The sequence below is a fragment of the Sinorhizobium psoraleae genome (genome assembly GCF_013283645.1).
In the GTDB taxonomy this organism is placed as follows: domain Bacteria; phylum Pseudomonadota; class Alphaproteobacteria; order Rhizobiales; family Rhizobiaceae; genus Sinorhizobium; species Sinorhizobium psoraleae.
In genome coordinates this window covers 581,636-603,518 of the sequence record NZ_JABEKV010000004.1, presented here as the reverse complement: position 1 = coordinate 603,518, position 21,883 = coordinate 581,636, and the positions used below count along the sequence as shown (strand labels likewise).

General features: G+C 58.5%; 11 protein-coding genes. 2 read left to right on the top strand and 9 right to left on the bottom strand.

Annotated features, from left to right (window positions below):
- Positions 1-60 precede the first annotated feature (60 nt).
- The 8 genes from ILFOPFJJ_RS23845 to uvrA all read right to left on the bottom strand — a co-directional run bounded on the left by ILFOPFJJ_RS23845 (position 61) and on the right by uvrA (position 16,992).
- A complete protein-coding gene (locus ILFOPFJJ_RS23845) occupies positions 61-1,953 on the bottom strand; it encodes a hypothetical protein (protein WP_173513011.1) in 1,893 nt (630 codons plus the stop codon).
- Between the two features lie 262 nt (positions 1,954-2,215).
- Complete coding sequence (locus ILFOPFJJ_RS36260; RefSeq protein WP_173513010.1) at positions 2,216-4,048, bottom strand: cell wall hydrolase; 1,833 nt, start codon at positions 4,046-4,048, stop codon at positions 2,216-2,218.
- Positions 4,041-5,357, bottom strand: coding sequence for a hypothetical protein (locus ILFOPFJJ_RS23835; protein WP_173513009.1), 1,317 nt, complete (start codon positions 5,355-5,357; stop codon positions 4,041-4,043). Before ILFOPFJJ_RS23835 ends, ILFOPFJJ_RS36260 begins: the two co-directional genes overlap by 8 nt.
- Positions 5,358-5,921: 564 nt before the next feature.
- Positions 5,922-6,545: a hypothetical protein gene (locus ILFOPFJJ_RS23830; RefSeq protein ID WP_173513008.1), complete on the bottom strand. Its 624-nt coding sequence runs from the start codon at positions 6,543-6,545 to the stop codon at positions 5,922-5,924.
- Positions 6,546-7,411: 866 nt separating this feature from the next.
- Entirely contained in the window at positions 7,412-8,074 is a 663-nt protein-coding gene (locus ILFOPFJJ_RS23825; protein ID WP_173513007.1) for a hypothetical protein, read from the bottom strand.
- Between the two features lie 384 nt (positions 8,075-8,458).
- Positions 8,459-12,256 carry a vitamin B12-dependent ribonucleotide reductase gene (locus ILFOPFJJ_RS23820; RefSeq protein WP_173513006.1) on the bottom strand — a complete coding sequence of 1,266 codons (3,798 nt, stop codon included), beginning with the start codon at positions 12,254-12,256 and terminating at the stop codon, positions 8,459-8,461.
- An 821-nt stretch (positions 12,257-13,077) separates the two neighbouring features.
- A complete protein-coding gene (locus ILFOPFJJ_RS23815; RefSeq protein ID WP_173513005.1) occupies positions 13,078-13,881 on the bottom strand; it encodes a DUF72 domain-containing protein in 804 nt (267 codons plus the stop codon).
- A gap of 189 nt (positions 13,882-14,070) precedes the next feature.
- On the bottom strand, positions 14,071-16,992 hold the full coding sequence (gene uvrA / locus ILFOPFJJ_RS23810; protein WP_173513344.1) for an excinuclease ABC subunit UvrA: 2,922 nt from the start codon (positions 16,990-16,992) through the stop codon (positions 14,071-14,073).
- 283 nt (positions 16,993-17,275) lie between these two features.
- Between uvrA and ILFOPFJJ_RS23805 the strand changes: the two genes are divergently transcribed.
- On the top strand, positions 17,276-17,800 hold the full coding sequence (locus ILFOPFJJ_RS23805) for a single-stranded DNA-binding protein (protein WP_173513004.1): 525 nt from the start codon (positions 17,276-17,278) through the stop codon (positions 17,798-17,800).
- 296 nt (positions 17,801-18,096) lie between these two features.
- Here ILFOPFJJ_RS23805 and ILFOPFJJ_RS23800 read toward each other — a convergent pair whose 3' ends face one another.
- Positions 18,097-18,726, bottom strand: a complete 630-nt coding sequence (locus ILFOPFJJ_RS23800; protein WP_173513003.1) for a MarC family protein — start codon at positions 18,724-18,726, stop codon at positions 18,097-18,099.
- Between the two features lie 331 nt (positions 18,727-19,057).
- Between ILFOPFJJ_RS23800 and gyrA the strand changes: the two genes are divergently transcribed.
- Complete coding sequence (gyrA, locus tag ILFOPFJJ_RS23795) at positions 19,058-21,835, top strand: DNA gyrase subunit A (RefSeq protein WP_173513002.1); 2,778 nt, start codon at positions 19,058-19,060, stop codon at positions 21,833-21,835.
- Positions 21,836-21,883 lie beyond the last annotated feature (48 nt).

Sequence of the window (21,883 nt, the reverse complement as noted above, 5' to 3'; positions counted from 1 at the left end):
CATCCAGAGAAAAGACTAAGCTCAAACCGAGTAACCTCCACGCGAGCAGGTAACGACACGTCATCCAGTCTTGAGCTGAAGATCTTCCTTCACAATCTTGTCCAGTTCCTTTTTCAGTTCGATCTCTTTTTTCGATGCCGCGTCAAGCCTCGTCTTCTTGTCTTTGATCATCGCTTCTAAACGAGCAATAGACGTCTTAATCTGCTCGATTTCGGCCTTTTTCTTTGAAACCCGACCCGGATCGCCACCACTCGCATCGAGATCGCTTTTCTCTTTCTCCAACCGCTCCTCGTCGGCCTTTAAAGAGTCTCGCGACTTTTCGTCGTTTTGAATTTCGACGGGGAGGTTTGTTGTCACCTCACTGTTAATGTTGAGCTCAATCTGCACCGCCTGTGCCCTTGCCAACGGCGTAGTCCCGCCAAGCTTGCCACCGATGTAAACGCCTTGGCTGACGCCGAGGAGCAGTAGCGTGTTGGTGTCGAGGACTGGGAACGCTGCTGATTCCGCGATCCGGCAGATCACATAGACACCCAAGAGCAGCGTGAATACCAAGAGCTGCAGTTTCATCAGGTCGAACTGTCCTCTGGTGTTGAGGATATCCCAAAAGCGGAAGGGCTCATCCTGGCTGTTCGACAGACTTGCCCCAGCGGAGCTGACCGGCTGCGACGTCGATTCCCCCCTGGACAGGCTAATCCACCTTGCCAGAACCGATCCTGTGCCCGCGATCCCGAGAAGGGTCAGCATCTGCGGTGTCATTTGTAAAAGACTGCCTGTGACCGCATATGTGTAGAACAATCCCCATACAGTGATAACTGTCCAGAAGAACACCTGGAAGAGGGACAGGCTCGGATCGTTGTCTCCATCGCTAATGAATAGCCCTGCGAACCACCTTCCCCAATCCGTTCCATCTTTCGCATCGGGGACTGTCGTCATGTATCTGGTTTTCAGGATTGATCCGAACAAAGCGGCGGTCAGCAAGCTCGCGATAATAGCTCCCCAGAGGCGGGGGTAAGCCCGAAGTCCCCCGTGTGCGATGAATTTTCCGTCTGAACTCGCGATGGCGATTTGGATTGGAGCCGGCCAACCCCACTCGGGCAGAACGCTGCTTGGCAAGCTTACCGTCAGATTAGACGCACCGGCTTTTCCTGCTGAAACATCGGTAATGCTAGCTTGAAAGGGTTTTCCCTCTGAGATCGCGCACGCCGCCAGACTATTGACATTCAAGTTGGCGTTCTCTGCCACGATAGAAACTGCTGATGGTCCCTTTTCGCCGAAGGCTCGAATCGGGATTAGCTTGGCAGGAGCATTAAAGAGGAGGGGTTTGCCGGAAGTTGTTTCCAGCGTTGTGACTTCGATCCCTCTATTTGCTGCCAGATTTAGATATCCCCTGGTACCTGCGGGAAGCATTCTTTGGTTCGTTCCAGCCTGTGCTTGCGGCAGGACTACAACCTCGTTGAGCTTCACGAGATAGCTCTGATCCTCTGTCGGCCCCAATCGCAGTCGTTCTGGCTCTTGAAGGACGAGTTTTCCACCTTCGCTGAGTTGTGCCTCAACGTTACCAGTCAACCAGAACTCTCCCTTCCGAATCCTGATCTCGGCGTCTTTTGGGAGCGTGACCGTGCCTGTTGTGCTCAGTGCGGCATTGAGCTCGGGATCTATCGGGTCCACGATTACGTCGTTGGTTGCGACGTATTCGATTCTCGGCGCTTTGGGATTGCCTAACACTTGATCCTTTTTGACTTCGTCAGCCAATCCCGCTAACCGGATGGTGGAGTCGGCATCGATCACGATGGAAGGAAGACACAACGCCCATATTGATGCTTTCTGGACGTCAACGGCACTGTGCTCGGTATCCTCTTTTGTAATCCAGAGCATTCGTAACAGGCCCAGCGCCAAAATGGTTACGACCAGACCCCAAACAAGCCACTTGAATCCGTATGACGCCTTGCTCATGACACCCTCCCTCGTGGTTTAGATGAGCAGCGGGAATTCCTTCTTTTAGAGCCTTATGACCCTCTCACGACATCCGGCTTGGAAAATCCAAAACCGTTGTTGAGTGCGGCTTTATCGCCGTCCAGTGACGCAGCATGCTTAACCGCTTTGTGGCGCGTAGAATGATCTCAATCGCCTCACTGCCCGTTTGCTTCAAGCGGTCAGGGAAGTGCGGCAGGGGGGCCGAGTGCTGACCAGTCGAAAAGGGGTTGACGAGCGGTCATTAGACATCCCGGTAAAAGATGTGGTGCCCGATATGGGCCGTCCTCTTCTGAGGATCCGCCCATGAGGGAAATCGTCGAATCGTATCCGCATGAAAGTGGGTAGCTCCATCGGTCTCGTCCAGGAGTTGGCCCAATACTGCCTGCTCGGCGATCGCATAGCACTGATCGAAAATGCCATCGCCCTTACCGGGCTGCTTGTTCTTGATGATATTTCTGTTGGGGTCGTTGGCATTCCAGCAGGAAAACTGAAGCCGCTGAAGGCATATCGCTTCGATAGATCTTCCTTCCCACCGCTTGCTCTTCGCTCTATTGATCACAACCGCAGCAACCGCGCGTTTTCCCTGAGGGTCTTCTCCCCGGGCTTCACCATAGAGCGTACGTGCAAGAATAATCCGATCCCGAAGCGAGGCTCTGAAATCCGCTCCCTCAATTGGGGCGGTGTCGGTACTGTCTGGAGCAACATCCAGTGCACTAAGCCATCGGATCGACACCACCTTGTTCCGCTCTACCACCATCGTCTTGACGCGGTCTGATTGATTACCACCCAACAGCTCGATCTTTCCGGACGGAACAGTCTGTCGAAAGAAAGCAACGTGTCCACTGCTGTCTGTGTTCTCGGCGGGTGCCATTACCACAACAGCGCCGAATGGAATGCCAGACCAGTCCCTTTGCCGAAGTTCGAGGTCCCCCCAGTTCTTCCAGTTCGCCGCCCATTCAGGGTCATCGACGATCGTTAACGTCGCTGCCTCGCCAGCTTGCTTGAGGCACCATGCGGCGAACGCGCCGCACCAGGCTTCATCGGGGGAATGAGGGTTGCTCGCGGCTGTGAAGTATTCTTTCACGCGTTCACGACCCTCGTCTTTGGATTCAATCAGGTTTCCGTCAGTCCACGTTTTTAGCTCTCTTTCCGCAGCTGCCATCCAACCCGCGGACACTTTCTTGTCATCGATTGCGGGAATGAAATCTGGCACATGCTTCTTGAGAAGGCTGAAAGCCTTCTTCATGGCATCGGTGAGCGCTGCAGACGTTACATTCACGAAGGCGTCTACGGCAGAGAAGTCGCCAACGGGGTTCTTGCCGAGATATCTCTTGCGGTCGGCTAAAAGGTTTGTAAGCGCCTGGGCGTCATAAAGCGGTGAAAGAACCGCGTCCATCGTTGGATTCGCCGTTTTGGCGGACTGTATCTTCTGGACTTGAACGGCGGCCTTCACACCGATTAGTCGGCAATGAAAGACATTCAGCAGACTCGGCACATAGTGCTCAGTCGCGATTTCCTTGATGAAGTCCTCGACATCGCGCTTGCCTATCCACGCAGCGCAATCGATTTGTGCGTATCCAGATAGCCTTCCGTCAGGATCGGGATCTGGAATAACGTTCGCCGCCAGATATTCCGCCCACTCTCGTGCCGAAATTTGATAGGGTCCAATGGCGTCTACGTCGTGAAGGTGAGGAGCGAAATCCGAGAGGCCTGTCTCCAGCCACGCCCACGCGAGAAGATAGTCAGCACCGATCGTCCGGTCTTCCTGCGAGGACGCTTCGAACCGTACGCATTCCGCCACAAATTCCATTTCGTCGACTGGCAGAGCTTGTGTTGGATCTGCCACAGCGTCGCCAAGAAACCTTGCCTCAATCCAGCCAATCAACGGCGCGGCGAATGCATTGATCTGGTAACGAATTTCAGCCCACGCATCAGCCGTGTTGCCAGTCGTTTCCACCAATTCATCGACAGGTATTCGGGGACATTGCTCGACCAAAGGTGATGTGGCCGACGAACTCCTATGAAACTCGACCGCTATAGCATCATTCAGTCCAATGATCTTTATTTTAGACACAGGACGAGCCCTCCGGCTTAGATGCCCACTCAAGTACCTTATTGTAGAGATCAATCGTCACATCACTCTCTTGCTTACCGACCGCTGCAGGTAATGTGCATTTCTGCCGCGCCGTCGCTATCGCACGGCGTACCTGCGGTTCGGCAACGGACTGCCCCTCCGTCAGGAGCTGCACATGCTTGAGTGATTTGATAAGGGCAGCTTCTCTGCCGGGGGATTCCAAAACAAAGCGCTCTCCGATGTCCTGGAACCTTGGGGCGCAGGTCTCAAGGTTTCGCAGCCCACGCTGTTGACCAACGCCATTCCATTCGCGATCGTCCACACGACCATTCTTGTATTGGCTATCGGGATTGGCGCCGTGGGCAGCGTCCTCCCACATCTTTATGGCCGTCATCGTTTTGCTGTTGTCGGGATCGGGGGGGCGAACACAAAGCTTTTGGCGCAACGACGTTAAATGGGCGTCATTGTAGTTGGGACCCGTAAATGCGTCGCTGACATGCTTCGACGGTACGGGCGCGGGTCGTCGCTCTATGATGGCCGGGCCGCTTACGGGTCGAATAGTTCCGAGCGTTTGCCGTTCGAGCGCAAGGTTTGTGAACTGGGGAGGCGTTTCACCGGTCACCGCTGCGCGAGCGAATGTGTTCACGTCCATCGTAATAGTCTGAGGAGTGCAAAGCTTCAAGTAAGATCGAAGCACGAAGACGACGTCGGCCTTTTCTCGGTATCGGGCGTTCAGGAAAGTCTCTCGGAAAGCGAGCCTTCTGCCCTCGACAGTTAACTTAATCGTCGAGGGTTCGATACCAAGGAGCGCACGCGTGTAAAAAGCACTGTAAGTCTGGGAGGCAAAGCCGAGCGCCAGAGCCACGTATGAGAGCGCGTCACTGCCAGGGGCGGCGATGCCCAGGACACCAGCAGTCGTTGCACCAATGGATGTCAGCGTTGACTCGACAAAGGGCCTCTCGTTTCGTTTATTCTCTAGCCAGGCCAGGTACAAATCGCATCGATGGTCGATGTCGTTCAAGCCTGCTTTGGCAACGGAATGCCAAGCATATTCGTCAAATCCTGATGTCTGGCACCTAAGCGGCCGGGGCCCGTTTACCGGGAGATCGGCCTGCCTGCAGATTTCTCCAAAGTAGGCGTCTATTCCGTCTGTCGCGGCAACCGTCTTCGGACTCATCAGATCGGTGCCCGCGCCGTTTAGCGCGAAGTCGCGGTCCGAAGGACTGCAACCGGTCAGGCCTGAAAGCGAGATCGCGAAAATCCCAAACAGACGCGCTACAGATGTCACTTTCAACTCTGTTAGATGCATTACCAGAACGCCCCTCACGTTCAAGAGCACAGCCATCCGAGCCCAAGCATCGAGATGCTTGTGGAACAAATTCAGTAGCAATGATGACGAATTCCGTAATGCGACGCATGCCGCGCCGAGTTGAACTCGGCGGCTTCCGTAAAGTCGAATTATATTTATTGCCCTGCAGACAACTTAATCTAGAAATCTACCGAGTCAATTGGTTTCATTGAACGATAGCATTGCATAAATAACACCGCACACAGTCCATTTGGCAGGCATAATCCGGAGCTGGCGCTGTTTGACCAGACTCCCTCCCTTCAAGGCGATTGGATAGTTTTGGATCTACACCTATGCTTCTCGTAGCCTGTCGGGTGCCTCTTGGAATGGAAGATGAAGCTCGTCCGATTGCAGTTGTTACGCAGTTGCCTGCCGGACACGGCTGCTAGCGATATCCGGCCTGCACGAGGGACGAGGAACGGTCAGATGTCGCCTGCCTCCATCCGCTACGTCCGGTGATGCCTACCTCTCTCAGGACCATCGGCCATTGTTGTTACACCCAGCGGCGGCCATCGTCATGACACGTTAATCTTTGGTTTCTCCGTCGCCACTTCGCGGATATCTCGGCTCATAGCGCTCGACGGGGGATTTCCATTCTAAGAAAAAGTCGAGAGGATCGGAACTTCCCAAGAATTCGCGAGCCTTGCGGACACGCTCAAGCGCATATTCCTGGCGTTCTCCCGTGAGGGAGGTGGCTCTTTCTTCAACACCCTTGAAAAATTGTTCGACGGCTACCGCCTGCGCCCAGCGCTGGATTATTTGGGAAAGGTCGTCGCGGCTTTCCTTAACGGACTGTTCGATTTTCTTGGCATTCTCGCGACGAAGATATTGATCCCACTCGGCCGCTCGCTTCTGCCGCTCGATTTCAGCCTGCCTATCCGCCTCTTCCAGTTTTGAAACAAGAGCGATAGCCGCGTGCTCTATGTCTGCGATGATTTTCGAAAGCGACTTCTCCAGCGACGCGTTGGCAACTTCCTTCCATTCTTGCATCCACGCGACTTTGCTGTGGGGGCAGTAGGCCACAAGCTTTAAGCGACCGGAGCAACGGTCCTGAGTGGAAGTCCACGTGTAATCTTGTTGCCAACTTCTTCGCGGCGGAATGTAATCGGCCTCTCGAATGTAGCCCCCGTTGACGTAGCGCGAGACCATTGTACAAGTCATTGGCGAAGCCTAGCGCCTTGTCCAGACAGTCGTTGGACGAGAGGACGTCTAAAATAAGCTTCTTGTAAGGCTTGAGGTATTCACCGTCTTTCACTGGGCGCCCGGCCTCGAAATGCTGTCTGGCTCCCCGAAGAAGGGGATGGACCGCGTCCTTCGCTATTCGGACTCTCTTGACCGGTGCCAAAAGGACTGATTCATAACGTGGCTTGTGGACACGCGGTAACTCTCCGCCAGGCCACCATGAGAGGATATCACCGGGGCGGGCCTCCGGAAGCGATTCCTTAGCCGGAGCTTTACCAACCGCTTGCTTTGCCCAGTATCCCTGTGCTGGCCTCGGCACATTCAATGCGGTACAGACGCGTGCCATGTAGCTGCTAGAGACGTTGAAGTCTTCGGCAACTCGCAACATCGGCTTCGACCATACGAGCTCGTACAGCTCTTCTCTGGACACCATGACTTCCCTCTTGTGCAGCTACGCCTTGCAGCCTAGATGGCCGGAAAGGAAGGAATAGCGTGTAGAAGGTGAGGGGAACAGAGCCAGTTAAATGCCCGGCAATAGTCGCCGTCACGGCTAGGTTTGAGCAGAACAGTGTGACCGAGTGTCCACTGCGACCGTATTGCGCCTTCCACCGTAGCGCCCGGTGAACGCCGAATATCTGTTGAGCAAGCATACGCTGGCTGGGAGATGCCGAAAGTTGCGGGCGGCCGAGCAACTGGAGAGCACACGAAACGTCACGCAGATTGCCTTACCGAGCTAGAACGAGAGACCAAACCGAAACGGAAGTTCCGGTCAGTCACTCACCTCAAGATCACCTCTTGAGGTAAGTGACCTTCCGTTATTACATCATCGTCGGCTACGGACGAGGTCTCGGTGGCTCGGTTCCTGTGCTGGCCGGAAGGCCGAGCTCGAAACGAGCGAGTTCGCATTGCCTGTCAATAAGCTCAAGCAACTTTTCGCCCAAGGCAGCAGTAGCCTTGTCGGCATTTGACCAACGATAGATAGAACCGCCTTGCAGGGACAAAACAGCGAAATCATCGGGGCGAGTTTCAATCGGGTAGCGCAACGCGACAGTGGACAGAGCAGCGAGTACGAGTGTCGCAGTGAGCGGATGTTTCGTGTTCCAGACATGTACTGCAGTGCGACGGCCATTGATTTCCAGTAAAAAGTCCGGAGTAAAGCTGACCTTGAACAAGCCTTTGGGGCTTGGGTAGATCAACCCATCACATGCACTAAGGGGTCCAGGATTAGCGTCACGCCATTGGAAGAAGCGCAGCAGACCGCGCCTCGCCGACTCGCGTTCGGAAGTTTTTTTGATTTGTATGGTGGAGGCCAGCGACGCCGTCGGTGAGATCCCATCAAACGCGATTTGACGAATACGTTGCCTCAGGCTCTTGTGATAATCATAGCCGCCCTCGCTCGGAACATGACGTTCACGAACGATGCGCTTCTGAGGCTTCGGGTTGGAGTTGATGATTTTCAGGAAGGCTGAGAAGCCAATCGTCGGAGTCTGAGACATCGCTCATCCTTTTCGTTGATAACTTCCGAAGCCCAACTCGACTTTTAGATCCGACTCTCCATATAATGACCTTGCTACAAGGTGGAGAGCTTCTCTTCTTCGCCCCACGAGGGCTTCAGTGCTTGTTCGTGGATCAAAAGCCGAATCCTGGCAGGGGTTCGGCTTTTGTATTTCAGGTCTCGCCAGCTAATCCGCCGCGATAATCTCGCTCTCCTTCATGACACTCGCCGTCGTGGGCGACGGGAACAGTTGCCGATTTGTTCCTCAAGAACTTTCCGGGCAGTTTCCTGCCCGGAGTGCTCTAGGGAGCGATTGTTTGGGTTCGTCCAACCAAACGTGCCCGTGGGCAGCTATTCGATGGACGCGACAGAGGCGCTACTCGCCTCAGCTGCACCCGCTCGTTGCACCGCATGTGTCGCACTTCTCGCAGGTGCCGTTACGGACCATCGTGAAGTTCTGGCATTCGGAGCACATGTTTCCGGTGTAACCTTGCATGATCGAGCGGGCGCGGCGTTCGGCTTCGACCTTTTTCGCGTCGGACTTGGCGGAAGCGGCTTCGGCGGCTGCCTTGTCGGAGAAGAGGGCGGTTACCTCCTGTACGACTTCTTCAGCGATCTCCTCGGCGAGTTCGGCGGCGCGCTCTTCATAGTCGCGCTTGAAGGCCAGGACTTCCGATGTAGCGGCCGCTACCGCCGGTTCCAGCTTGCGGGCGGCGTTGCCGGCGATCGAGGTGACCGTGGCGCCGCCGGAGGCGCGAGCCGGTGCAGCGGTCGAGGCACCCTTCGGCTCGGAGAGCTGGCGATCGGCCGTGCCGCCGACGATGGTCGGCTTGTAGCCGCGGGTCCAGCCGGTCGAGACGAGGTTGGTCTTGCCTTCCTGAATGCCACGGCCGAGTGCGGTGTTGCTGAAGTCGGACGTGTCGACGTGGGCGAGGTCGTGGCGGCCGAGATAGGAGACGGCGAGTTCGCGGAACACGTAGTCGAGGATCGACGTGGCGTTCTTGATCGCGTCATTGCCCTGAACCATGCCGGCCGGCTCGAACTTGGTGAAGGTGAAGGCCTCCACATATTCTTCGAGCGGTACGCCATACTGCAGGCCGAGCGAGATGGCGATCGCGAAGTTGTTCATCATCGCGCGGAAGGCGGCACCTTCCTTATGCATGTCGATGAAGATCTCGCCCAGGCGGCCGTCGCCGAATTCGCCGGTGCGCAGATAGACCTTGTGGCCACCGACGATCGCCTTCTGAGTATAGCCCTGGCGGCGGTTCGGCAGTTTTTCACGGGCGCGGATGACCTTCTCGATGACGCGCTCGACGATTTTCTCGGTGACGGCGACTGCCTGGGCAGCGGCCGGCGCCTGCATCAGTTCTTCGATCGCTTCCTCTTCCTCGTCGTCCTCGATCAGCGAGGCGTTCAGCGGCTGCGACAGCTTGGAACCGTCGCGATAAAGCGCGTTCGCCTTCAGCGCGAGCTTCCAGGAGAGCATGTACGCGTTCTTGCAATCCTCGACGGTCGCTTCGTTCGGCATGTTGATCGTCTTGGAGATCGCACCCGAGATAAAGGGCTGGGCAGCCGCCATCATGCGGATATGGCTTTCGACCGAAAGATAGCGCTTGCCGATCTTGCCGCACGGGTTGGCGCAATCGAACACCGGCAGGTGCTCGGCCTTGAGGAACGGCGCGCCTTCCAGTGTCATCGCGCCGCAGACATGGATATTGGCGGCTTCGATATCCTTCCTGGAGAAACCCAGGTGCTCGAGCAGGTTGAAGTCGATCGAGGCAAGCTGCTCATCGGTGACCTTCAGCGTGCCCTTGAGGAAATCGGCGCCGAGCGTCCACTGGTTGAAGACGAACTTGATGTCGAAGGCGGCCTTCAGCGCAGCGTTGACGGCCTCGATTTTTTCATCGGTGAAGCCCTTGGCCTTGAGCGTCGTCGGGTTGATTGCCGGCGCCTGGTTGAGGTTGCCATGACCGACGGCATAAGCCTCGATCTCGGCGATCTGGCTTTCCGAGTAGCCGAGCGTGCGCAGCGCTTCCGGCACGGCGCGGTTGATGATCTTGAAGTAGCCGCCGCCGGCGAGCTTCTTGAACTTGACCAAGGCGAAATCGGGCTCGATGCCGGTGGTGTCACAATCCATGACGAGGCCGATCGTACCGGTCGGCGCGATCACGGTTGCCTGGGCATTGCGGTAGCCGTGCTTCTCGCCGAGCTCGACGGCCTTGTCCCAGGCGCTCTTGGCGTGTGCGATCAGTTCCTGGTCAGGGCAATCACTGTGGACGAGCGCGACCGGATTGACCGACAGGCTCTCATAACCCTTGGTCTCGCCATGGGCCGCGCGGCGGTGATTGCGCATGACGCGCAGCATGTTGTCGCGGTTCGGCGCAAAGCCCGGGAAGGGGCCGAGCTTGGCGGAGATCTCGGCCGAAGTGGCATAGGCGATGCCGGTCATGATCGCGGTCAGCGCGCCGGCGATGGCGCGGCCTTCAGCCGAGTCATAGGGAATGCCTGATGACATCAGGAGACCGCCGATATTGGCGTAGCCGAGGCCGAGCGTGCGGTATTCGTAGGAGAGTTCGGCGATCTCGCGGGACGGGAACTGCGCCATCATCACCGAGACTTCGAGCACGATCGTCCAGAGGCGGACGGCATGTTCGTAATCGCCGATGTTGATCCGCTTGGTGGCGGCGTCCTTGAACTGCATCAGGTTCAGCGAGGCGAGGTTGCAGGCCGTGTCGTCAAGGAACATGTATTCCGAGCACGGGTTCGAGGCGCGGATCGGGCCGGCGGCCGCGCAGGTGTGCCAGTCGTTCATCGTCGTATTGAAGTGCAGGCCCGGATCGGCCGACGCCCAGGCGGCGTAGGAGATCGATTCCCAGAGGTCACGGGCCTTCAGCGTCTTCAGCACGCGGCCGTCCTTGCGGGCGGTGAGATTCCATTCGCCATCGGCCTCGACGGCGCGCAGGAAGTCGTCCTTGATCGAGACGGAGTTGTTCGAGTTCTGGCCGGAGACGGTCAGATAGGCCTCCGAATCCCAGTCCGTGTCATAGGTCTTGAACTCGATGTCCTTGTAGCCCTGACGCGCGAACTGGATGACGCGCTTGACGTAGTTTTCCGGAACCAGCGCCTGCTTGGCGGCGCGGATCTCGCGCTTCAGCGCGGGGTTCTGCTTAGGATCGAAGCAGGCGTCGTCGCTGCCGTCGCAGTTGACGCAAGCCTTCATGATCGCCTTCAGATGCTTAGCGACGATCTTGGAGCCGGTGACGAGAGCAGCGACCTTCTGCTCTTCCTTGACCTTCCAGTTGATATATTCCTCGATATCCGGATGGTCGATGTCGACGACGACCATCTTGGCGGCGCGCCGCGTCGTACCGCCCGACTTGATGGCGCCAGCCGCACGATCGCCGATCTTCAGGAAGCTCATGAGGCCGGAGGACTTGCCGCCGCCCGAAAGCCTTTCACCTTCACCGCGCAGATGCGAGAAGTTGGAGCCGGTGCCGGAGCCGTATTTGAAGAGGCGCGCCTCACGCACCCAGAGATCCATGATGCCGCCCTCGTTGACGAGGTCGTCGGCAACGGACTGGATGAAGCAGGCATGCGGCTGCGGATGCTCGTAAGCGGATTTCGACTTCGTCAGCTTGCCGGTGAAGGGATCAACATAGAAGTGGCCCTGACCGGGGCCGTCGATGCCATAGGCCCAGTGCAGGCCGGTGTTGAACCATTGCGGCGAGTTCGGTGCGACACGCTGGGTGGCGAGCATATAGGCAAGCTCGTCGCGGAAAGCGGCTGCGTCCTCTTCCGTGTCGAAATAGCCGCCCTTCCAGCCCCAATAGGTCCAGGTGCCGGCCAGGCGATCGAAAACCTGGCGCGCATCGGTTTCGGAGCCGTACTGCTCATCCTTCGGCAGCGCCTTCAGCGCATCCGTGTCGGGCATCGAGCGCCACAGGAAGGAAGGCACGTCGTTTTCCTCGACCCGCTTCAGCTTGACCGGCACGCCCGCCTTGCGGAAGTACTTCTGCGCCAGGATGTCGGCGGCGACCTGGGAGAACTGCGCGGGAACGTCGATGTTCTCAAGACGGAAGACGATCGACCCATCCGGGTTCTTGATCTCACTCGTCGCCTTGCGGAAATCGATCTCGGCATAGGCGGATTGCCCGGCCTTCGTGAAACGACGTTCGATCTGCATTGTCCCGTGTCCTTTGTTGCCATGCGCCAAGGCGCAATTAACCCGCCTGGCCGCGAGGTGTCCGCAGCCAGCTCCAGCTTCCGTCTTTGAAGGAAACCCATGCCCTGGGTCACCCTGTATCTTGTGATGATGCTGGCTGCAAACACTAAATATAGTATTAACAAGTCATTTATGCCAGCCTGAATATTGTCCCGGCGGCCCGAAAATCGCGCAAAAATTCCCTGCCGCGATCACACGGGGTCACGCCCGCGGGTCGCATGCCAGAACCGACGATTTGGGGGGATGAACCGGCCGCTTAACTTCCCGGTTCGCCGCCGTCGCAACGTGAAATCCATTAACCGTGAATCGGCTCAGGGCGTCAAGGGGTGGTTTGTGACGGAAGTTTGAGCGCTATATGTTGTGTGGATCGACTGTGGAAAACGGGGACATCGATCAAGCCGTTGAAAATCAGGGACTTCCGCTGGTTGCCTGCGACAATGCCGTAGCGGCAGGCGGAAAATCAAAATTTTCAAGGATGAAAAAGCAGATGAGGGACATACCGTAGCGCTACCCGCGATTGCAAAAGCGGCGTGGATGTGACGCGTCCCGTCTGATTCGGTCTCGCAACGACTTTGAAGGCGGCGGCTCCATTCCGTTTGGGGAGCCGGCACAACATCTGGTGTCGCCCTGCAACGCCGAGCCGCCTATTAGAGGAATGATCGTTGTGGCAGCAATCACGGCCGCAACGAATCAACCAACGCTGCTCATCCCTTCGGCGCCGCCCCCTTGAAACTACACAATTCCGGACGGAAAACCGTTGCACACTTTATCCTGGAATTGCTTTACCCCACGCGCGTCTGCAGTTCTCTGGCGCCGTTCGGCGCGTTGACCTTGCCCGAGGTGATGAAAAAGGCAAAAACGTCGCGGGGCGTCTTCTCTGCCTTGCGGTCCGGCGCGCTCTTTTCGAGCCCTTCCGGCTCACCGCCCGCCGCAAAGGTCTTCAGCCGCTCAGCCCATAGATCCAGCCCCTCGGGCGGATAGCAGGTCTTTACCTCATCGCTGCCTTTCTGCAGCCTTGCATAGACGAAGTCTGCGGTGACGTCGGCGATCATCGGATAGTCCGCATGTTCGGCGAGCACGACCGCCACCTTGTATTTGTTCAGCAGCTCGATGAAATCGGGTGCCTGAAAGGAAGGGTTGCGGACCTCGACCACATGACGAAGTCTCAGGCCGTCCTGCTTTTCCGGGAGGAGCTTCAGAAAGCCTTCAAAATCATCCGGCTCGAATTTCTTGGTTGGCGCGAACTGCCAAAGAATGGGGCCGAGGTGATCGCCCAATTCCGTCAGTCCCTGGGTCAGGAATCTCTCCATCGATTCACCGGCTTCGGCGAGGACCTTGCGATTCGTCACGAAACGGCTGGCCTTCAGCGAAAAGATAAAATCATCCGGAACGTCGGCCGCCCAACGGGCAAAAGTCTCCGGCTTCTGCGAACTGTAATAGGTGCCGTTGATCTCGATCGTGCGCAGCTCCTTGCCGGCGAATTCCAGCTGCCGCTTCTTCGGAAGGTCGGAAGGATAGAAGGTGCCTTCCCAGGGCTCGAAGGTCCAGCCGCCGATGCCGACGCGGATTTTCCCGGATTGTGTCATCGTCTCCTCCTCGAAGCCCGCTCGGGGCCGTTCATCTCATTTGCCGCCAAGAGCCTTAAGCCTCCGCGCAGTCAGCATCGCCGATGCCCATCAGGACGGCCACCCGCTTCCAAGGCGTATTACGCCTGACGGAGCACCGCATCACGCGCTCCATGCAATTGCCAGAATCCGCATCCGGTCCGGAGGACCTCACTCCGCCGCCTCGACCTTCTTCACCGGCCGACGCTCCAGCAGTTCCTTCAGGAAATGGCCGGTATAGGAGCGCAGCTCCTTCACGACATCTTCGGGCGTGCCCTTGGCGATCACTTCGCCGCCGCCGTCGCCGCCTTCGGGACCGAAGTCGATGATCCAGTCCGCAGTCTTGATGACTTCGAGATTGTGCTCGATGACCACCACCGAATTTCCCTGGTTGACGAGTTCATGCAGGACTTCAAGAAGTTTCGCTACATCGTGGAAATGCAAGCCTGTTGTCGGCTCATCGAGTATGTAGAGCGTGCGGCCGGTCGAGCGTTTGGACAGTTCCTTGGCGAGCTTCACGCGCTGCGCCTCGCCGCCCGAAAGCGTGTTCGCCTGCTGGCCGACCTTGATATAGCCGAGCCCTACCTGGTTGAGTGTCACGAGCTTGTCGCGCACGGAAGGCACAGCCGAAAAGAATTCGACGCCTTCCTCCACCGTCATGTCGAGCACGTCGGCAATCGACTTGCCCTTGAAATGCACGTCGAGCGTTTCGCGGTTGTAACGTTTGCCGTGGCAGACGTCGCAGGTGACATAGACGTCGGGGAGGAAGTGCATCTCGATCTTGATGACGCCGTCGCCTTGGCAGGCTTCGCAGCGGCCACCTTTGACGTTGAAGGAGAAGCGCCCCGGCTGGTAGCCGCGCGCCTTCGCCTCCGGAAGCCCCGCGAACCAGTCGCGAATCGGCGTAAAGGCGCCGGTATAGGTCGCCGGGTTCGAGCGCGGCGTCCGGCCGATCGGCGACTGGTCGATGTCGATCACCTTGTCGATATGCTCGAAACCGTCGATCCGGTCGTGTTCGGCGGGATTTTCGCGCGCGCCCATGATGCGGCGTGCGGCCGCCTTGTAGAGCGTTTCGATGAGGAAGGTCGACTTGCCGCCGCCCGAAACGCCGGTAACGGCGGTGAAGACGCCAAGCGGGATCGAGGCCGTCACATCCTTCAGATTGTTGGCTCGCGCCCCTACGACTGTGATTTCCTTTTTCTTTTTTGGTTTCCGTCGCTCGCTTGGCACGGCGACCGCGAGTTCGCCGGAGAGGTATTTTCCGGTGAGCGACTTCGGATTTGTCATGATGTCGGACGGCATGCCTTCCGCCACGATCTCGCCGCCGTGGATGCCGGCCGCCGGGCCGATATCGACGACGTAGTCGGCGGTCAGGATCGCGTCTTCGTCATGCTCCACGACGATGACCGTGTTGCCGATATCGCGTAGATGCCGGAGCGTGTCGAGGAGGCGGGCATTGTCCCGCTGATGCAGGCCGATCGAAGGCTCGTCCAGCACGTAGAGCACGCCGGTCAGCCCGGAACCGATCTGCGAGGCGAGCCGGATACGCTGGCTTTCGCCACCGGAAAGCGTGCCGGAATTGCGCGAGAGGCTGAGATATTCGAGCCCGACATCGTTGAGGAAGCGCAGCCGTTCGCGAATCTCCTTAAGGATGCGCACGGCAATCTCGTTCTGCTTCGCGTTAAGGTGTTCGGGCAAGGTCTCGAACCAGTCGCGGGCGAGACGGATCGACATGTCCGTGACTTCGCCGATGTGCAGCTTGTTGATCTTGACCGCAAGCGCCTCCGGCTTCAGCCGATAACCGGCGCATGCCGGGCAGGGGGCGGCCGACATGAAACGCTCGATCTCCTCGCGCGCCCAGGCGCTGTCCGTCTCCTTCCAGCGGCGCTCGAGATTGGGCACGATGCCTTCGAAGGTCTTCGTGGTGTTGTAGGAACGCGCACCGTCTACATAATGGAAGACGATCTTCTCCTCCGTCCCGTGCAGGATAGCCCGCTGCGCCTCCTCGGAGAGCTCGCTCCAGCGGCTGCCGAGCTTGAAATCAAAGACCTTGCCCAACGCCTCGAGCGTTTGATTGTAATAAGGCGAAGACGATTTCGCCCAAGGCGCGATAGCACCATCTCGCAAGGTCCGGTTCGGTTCCGGGACGATCAACGCTTCGTCGATCTTCTGCTGGCTGCCAAGCCCGTCGCAGGTCGGGCAGGCGCCGAAGGGATTGTTGAAGGAAAAGAGCCGCGGCTCGATCTCCGGAATCGTGAATCCGGAGACTGGGCAAGCGAATTTCTCGGAGAACAGCACCCGCTCATGCGTCTCGTTCAACGACTTGTTTGCGGAACCGCCGGCGGCGGTTTCCTGCGGCGGCAGCGGCTTGTCGGCGAATTCGGCGATCGCCAGGCCATCGGCGAGCGTCAGGCAGGTCTCCAAGCTGTCGGCAAGACGTGTGGAGAGATCGGGCCGCACCACGACGCGATCGACGACGACGTCGATGTCGTGCTTGTATTTCTTGTCGAGCGCCGGCACGTCGGCAATTTCATAGAACTGGCCATCGACCTTGACGCGCTGGAAGCCCTTCTTCATCAGCTCGGCAAGTTCCTTCTTGTACTCGCCCTTGCGGCCGCGCACGAGCGGCGCGAGGATGTAGAGCCGCGTTCCCTCGCCGAATTCCAGCACGCGATCGACCATCTGGCTGACCGTCTGGCTTTCGATCGGCAGGCCGGTCGCCGGCGAATAGGGCACGCCGACACGCGCGAAGAGAAGGCGCATGTAGTCATAGATCTCGGTAACCGTGCCGACCGTCGAGCGGGGGTTGCGCGAGGTCGTCTTCTGCTCGATCGAGATCGCCGGAGACAGGCCGTCGATCTGGTCGACGTCCGGCTTCTGCATCATTTCAAGGAACTGGCGTGCATAGGCCGAAAGGCTCTCGACATAGCGGCGCTGGCCCTCCGCATATATTGTATCGAATGCGAGCGAGGATTTGCCGGATCCGGAAAGCCCGGTCATCACGATCAGCTTGTTGCGCGGCAGATCAAGGTCAATACCCTTGAGATTGTGCTCGCGCGCACCACGAATGGAGATGGTCTTGAGTTCGCTCATCGGAAGCCAGCTTTGCATGTCGTTGAAAGCCTCCTATTTAATGACGACAACGCCCGTGTCGAGGCGCAATCGGCAAAGAGGCGGCTCAATTGCGATTCGGTTGACAGGATAATAGGGAAATAATAGAACAAAAAAAGAACAAATGTCAGCTATAATCTCGGCAAATCAGTTGTGGATTATGTGCGATGCGGGGCGTATCGACGGCGACAGGCCGTTAAGATGCACTTCTTGAAATATTGGAGAGCCGGGCGGGCGGTTCGGCGGAAAGTACGGGAAAAGCGATATGGCTGGTAGCGTCAACAAGGTGATCTTGATCGGAAATGTCGGGGCCGACCCGGAAATCCGGCGCACGCAGGACGGCCGTCCGATCGCCAACCTGCGCATCGCCACCTCGGAGACCTGGCGCGACCGCAACAGCGGAGAGCGTCGCGAGAAGACGGAATGGCACAATGTCGTCGTTTTCAACGAAGGCCTCTGCAAGGTGGTCGAGCAATATGTGAAGAAGGGCGCCAAGCTCTACATCGAGGGCCAGTTGCAGACCCGCAAGTGGCAGGACCAGACCGGTAACGACCGCTACACGACCGAGGTCGTGCTGCAAGGCTTCAACTCGACGTTGACGATGCTCGACGGTCGCGGCGAGGGCGGCGGCTCCGGTGTCAGCCGCGGCGGCGGCGACTTCGGCGGCGGCTACGAGGATTACGATCAGTCGCGCCAGTCTTCGGGTGGGCGCTCCGGCGGCCAAGGTGGCCAGGGCGGTCAGAGCGGCGGCAACTTCTCGCGCGATCTCGACGACGACATTCCGTTCTGATGTGTTGCCGCTCGCGAGAACGGCTCCGCGAAAAACGTCGAGAATTGGAAAAGCCGGTCGCAATGGGACCGGCTTTTGACGCTTTGGTTGCCCCACGATTGCACCTATAGCGCCGCGCGTCTTAATCAGACGCGCAAAGAACGCTGTATTCCCTTGAATTGCCGCATGTTCTATCCTTAAATCGGCTGCGACTTAACGAAATATGCAGCAGAGCCGCCCCGATGCGACGGACGAGCGCCGTTGTCGGTGACGCGATGCATTGCGCTGTTGATCTCCGGTTCTTCCGGCGAGATGCGTTACGCCAGGAAGGCCGAGCGCACGCCGTCGAGGACGAACTGCACTGCCAGTGCCGCCAGTATGACACCAAGGAGGCGCGTGAGGATCGCCCGTCCCGTGACCCCGAGAAAACGGTCAATGCGTTCGGAGATCACGAGTGCCAGAAACAAGAGCACCATCGACGCGGCGATGACAACGAGAAGCTGGACACGATCGGTAACCGAGGGAAATGAACTGCCAAGCAGGATGGTGGCCGAAATCGCACCCGGACCGGCGATCAGGGGCAGGGCGAGGGGGAATACGGCGATGTTGTGAATATGGTCCTTGGTCACCGCGACTTCGCCGGTCTTTTCCTTCCGTTCTTGGCGTCTTTCGAAGATCATTTCGAACGAGATCCAGAAAAGCAGCAGACCGCCCGCGATGCGGAAGGCGCCGATCGAGATCCCGAGCAAGCCGAGAATGCCGTCACCGAAGAGTGCGAAGGCGGCAAGGATGAAAAAGGCGATCATCGAACCGCGGGTGGCGACCTGGAAACGTTCCTGGCGGCTCAGACCCACGGTAAGGCTCAAGAAGATCGGGGCGAGACCCGGCGGATCGAGCGTAACAAGCAGCGTCGTCAGTGCGTTGATCAAGAGATCGACATCGAACATCCGTTTCCCCTTCCGGATTGCGATCCCGGGTTTTCCCGGTGGCTTGCGCGCATTGTTAGGCAAGCGTGGCGAGCTTGGAAAGGGGCGGCTAGCCAACGGCCGATCAATGGCTTAAACCGACTTGGGACATGGCTCGCGGCCTTGATCGTCAGGGATGCGCGGCGCGCATGCTCGGCGCCTCGCAAATCTCATTCCGATTTCCGGACGAATGCCCTAGAAAAGCCTGTTCCTGCGGCAAAAGACTGTTCACAACCAACTGCAAAAATTGGCGCTTAGAGCCGCGTTCGGCTATAAAAAATCGACTGATTCTGAACAAAGATCGTGATCAACATTGACTGAACAAAGCACTCCCGGCGGCGGAAAAAATCCGCCAGGCATCGAGCCGATTTCCATCATCGAGGAAATGCAACGGTCCTATCTCGATTACGCCATGAGCGTAATCGTTTCCCGCGCGCTTCCCGATGTGCGCGACGGCCTGAAACCCGTTCACCGGCGCATCCTCTACGGGATGAGCGAGCTCGGCATCGACTGGAACAAGAAATACGTCAAGTGCGCCCGCGTCACAGGCGACGTAATGGGTAAATACCACCCGCACGGCAACATGGCGATTTACGATGCGCTGGCACGCATGGCGCAGGACTGGTCGCTGCGATTGCCGTTGATCGACGGTCAGGGCAACTTCGGTTCGGTCGACGGCGACCCGCCTGCGGCCGAACGCTATACCGAATGCCGGCTGCAGAAGGCGGCCCATTCGCTGCTCGACGATCTCGACAAGGAAACGGTCGATTTCCGCGACAACTACGACGGCACGCTGCATGAGCCTGTCGTCGTACCGGCGAAATTCCCGAACCTGCTGGTGAACGGCGCAGGCGGTATCGCCGTCGGCATGGCGACCAACATCCCGCCACACAATCTCGGCGAAGTCATCAACGGCTGCGTCGCGCTGATCGACAATCCGGCGATCGAACTGCCGGAACTGATGGAGATCATTCCGGGGCCGGATTTTCCGACCGGCGCCCTGATCCTCGGCCGTTCCGGCATCCGCCAGGCCTATGAGACCGGCCGCGGCTCCGTCATCATGCGCGGACGTGCCCATGTCGAGCCGATGCGCGGCGATCGCGAGCAGATCATCATCACCGAGATCCCCTATCAGGTGAACAAGGCGACGATGATCGAGAAGATGGCCGAGCTGGTGCGCGATAAGCGGATCGAAGGCATCTCGGACCTTCGCGACGAATCCGACCGCCAGGGCTATCGCGTCGTCATCGAGCTGAAGCGCGACGCCAACGCCGAGGTCATCCTCAACCAGCTCTACCGCTACACGCCGCTGCAGACCTCGTTCGGCTGCAACATGGTGGCGCTCAACGGCGGCAAGCCGGAGCAGATGACGCTGCTCGACATGCTGCGCGCCTTCGTCTCCTTCCGCGAAGAAGTCGTTAGCCGGAGAACAAAATTCCTGCTTCGCAAGGCGCGCGAGCGCGCGCATGTGTTGGTCGGTCTCGCCATCGCCGTCGCCAATATCGACGAAATCATCAAGCTGATCCGCCACGCGCCCGATCCGCAGACGGCGCGCGAGCAGTTGATGGAACGCCGCTGGCCGGCGCATGACGTCGATGCGCTGATCCGCCTGATTGACGATCCGCGTCACCGCATCAACGATGACGGCACCTACAATCTCTCGGAAGAGCAGGCCCGCGCCATCCTCGACCTGCGTCTGCAACGCCTGACAGCGCTCGGCCGTGACGAAATCGGCGACGAACTCAACAAGATCGGCGAGGAAATCAAGGACTACCTCGATATCCTCTCCTCGCGCCTGCGCATCATGTCGATCGTCAAACAGGAAATGGAAGCTGTCCGCGACGAATTCGGAACGCCACGGCGGACCGAGATCGCCGAAGGCGGCCCCGACATGGACGACGAAGACCTGATCGCCCAGGAAGATATGGTCGTGACGGTTTCTCATCTCGGCTATATCAAGCGGGTGCCGCTGACCACCTACAGGGCGCAGCGCCGCGGCGGCAAGGGCCGTTCCGGCATGGCGACGCGGGACGAGGATTTCGTTACCCGGCTATTCGTTGCCAACACCCATACGCCGGTCCTGTTCTTCTCGTCGCGCGGCATCGTCTACAAGGAAAAGGTCTGGCGACTTCCGATCGGTACGCCGCAATCGCGCGGCAAGGCCCTGATCAACATGCTGCCGCTCGAGCCCGGTGAACGCATCACCACGATCATGCCGCTGCCGGAAGACGAAACGACCTGGGAAAACCTGGACGTGATGTTCTCGACCACCCGCGGCACGGTCCGCCGCAACAAGCTCTCGGACTTCGTCCAGGTCAACCGCAACGGCAAGATCGCGATGAAGCTCGACGAAGAGGGCGACGAAATCCTCTCGGTCGACACCTGCACCGAGCTGGACGACGTACTGCTGACGACGGCGCTCGGCCAATGCATTCGCTTCCCGGTTTCCGACGTGCGCGTCTTTGCTGGCCGCAATTCGATCGGCGTGCGCGGCATCTCGCTCGGCGACAGCGACCGCATCATCTCGATGGCGATCGTTGGCCATGTCGATGCGGAGCCGTGGGAGCGTGCGGCCTATCTGAAGCGCGCAGCCGCCGAGCGGCGCACGAACGGCGAAGAAGAGGAGATCGCTCTGGTCGGCGAAGAAGTCACCGACGGCGGCGAGCTTTCCAACGAGCGCTACGAGGAACTGAAGGCACGCGAACAATTCGTGCTGACGGTCTCCGAAAAAGGCTTCGGCAAGCGTTCATCCTCCTACGACTTCCGCACGTCGGGCCGCGGCGGCAAAGGCATCCGCGCTACCGACACCTCGAAGACGGCCGAGATCGGCGAGTTGGTCGCCGCCTTCCCGGTCGAATTCAACGACCAGATCATGCTCGTCTCCGATGGTGGTCAGCTCATTCGCGTGCCCGTCAGCGGCATCCGTCTGGCAAGCCGTGCGACGAAGGGCGTTACGATCTTCTCGACCGCCAAGGACGAGAAGGTCGTGTCTGTCGAGCGGATCAGCGAGCCGGACGGCGAGGACGAGATTGTGGAAGCTGCGATTGCCGAAGGCATCGCGCCGGAAGCACCCGAGGCTTCGGAAGACTGAGCGCACTTGCTTGCCAAACTTGGAAAGCCCGCCCTCGCGGCGGGCTTT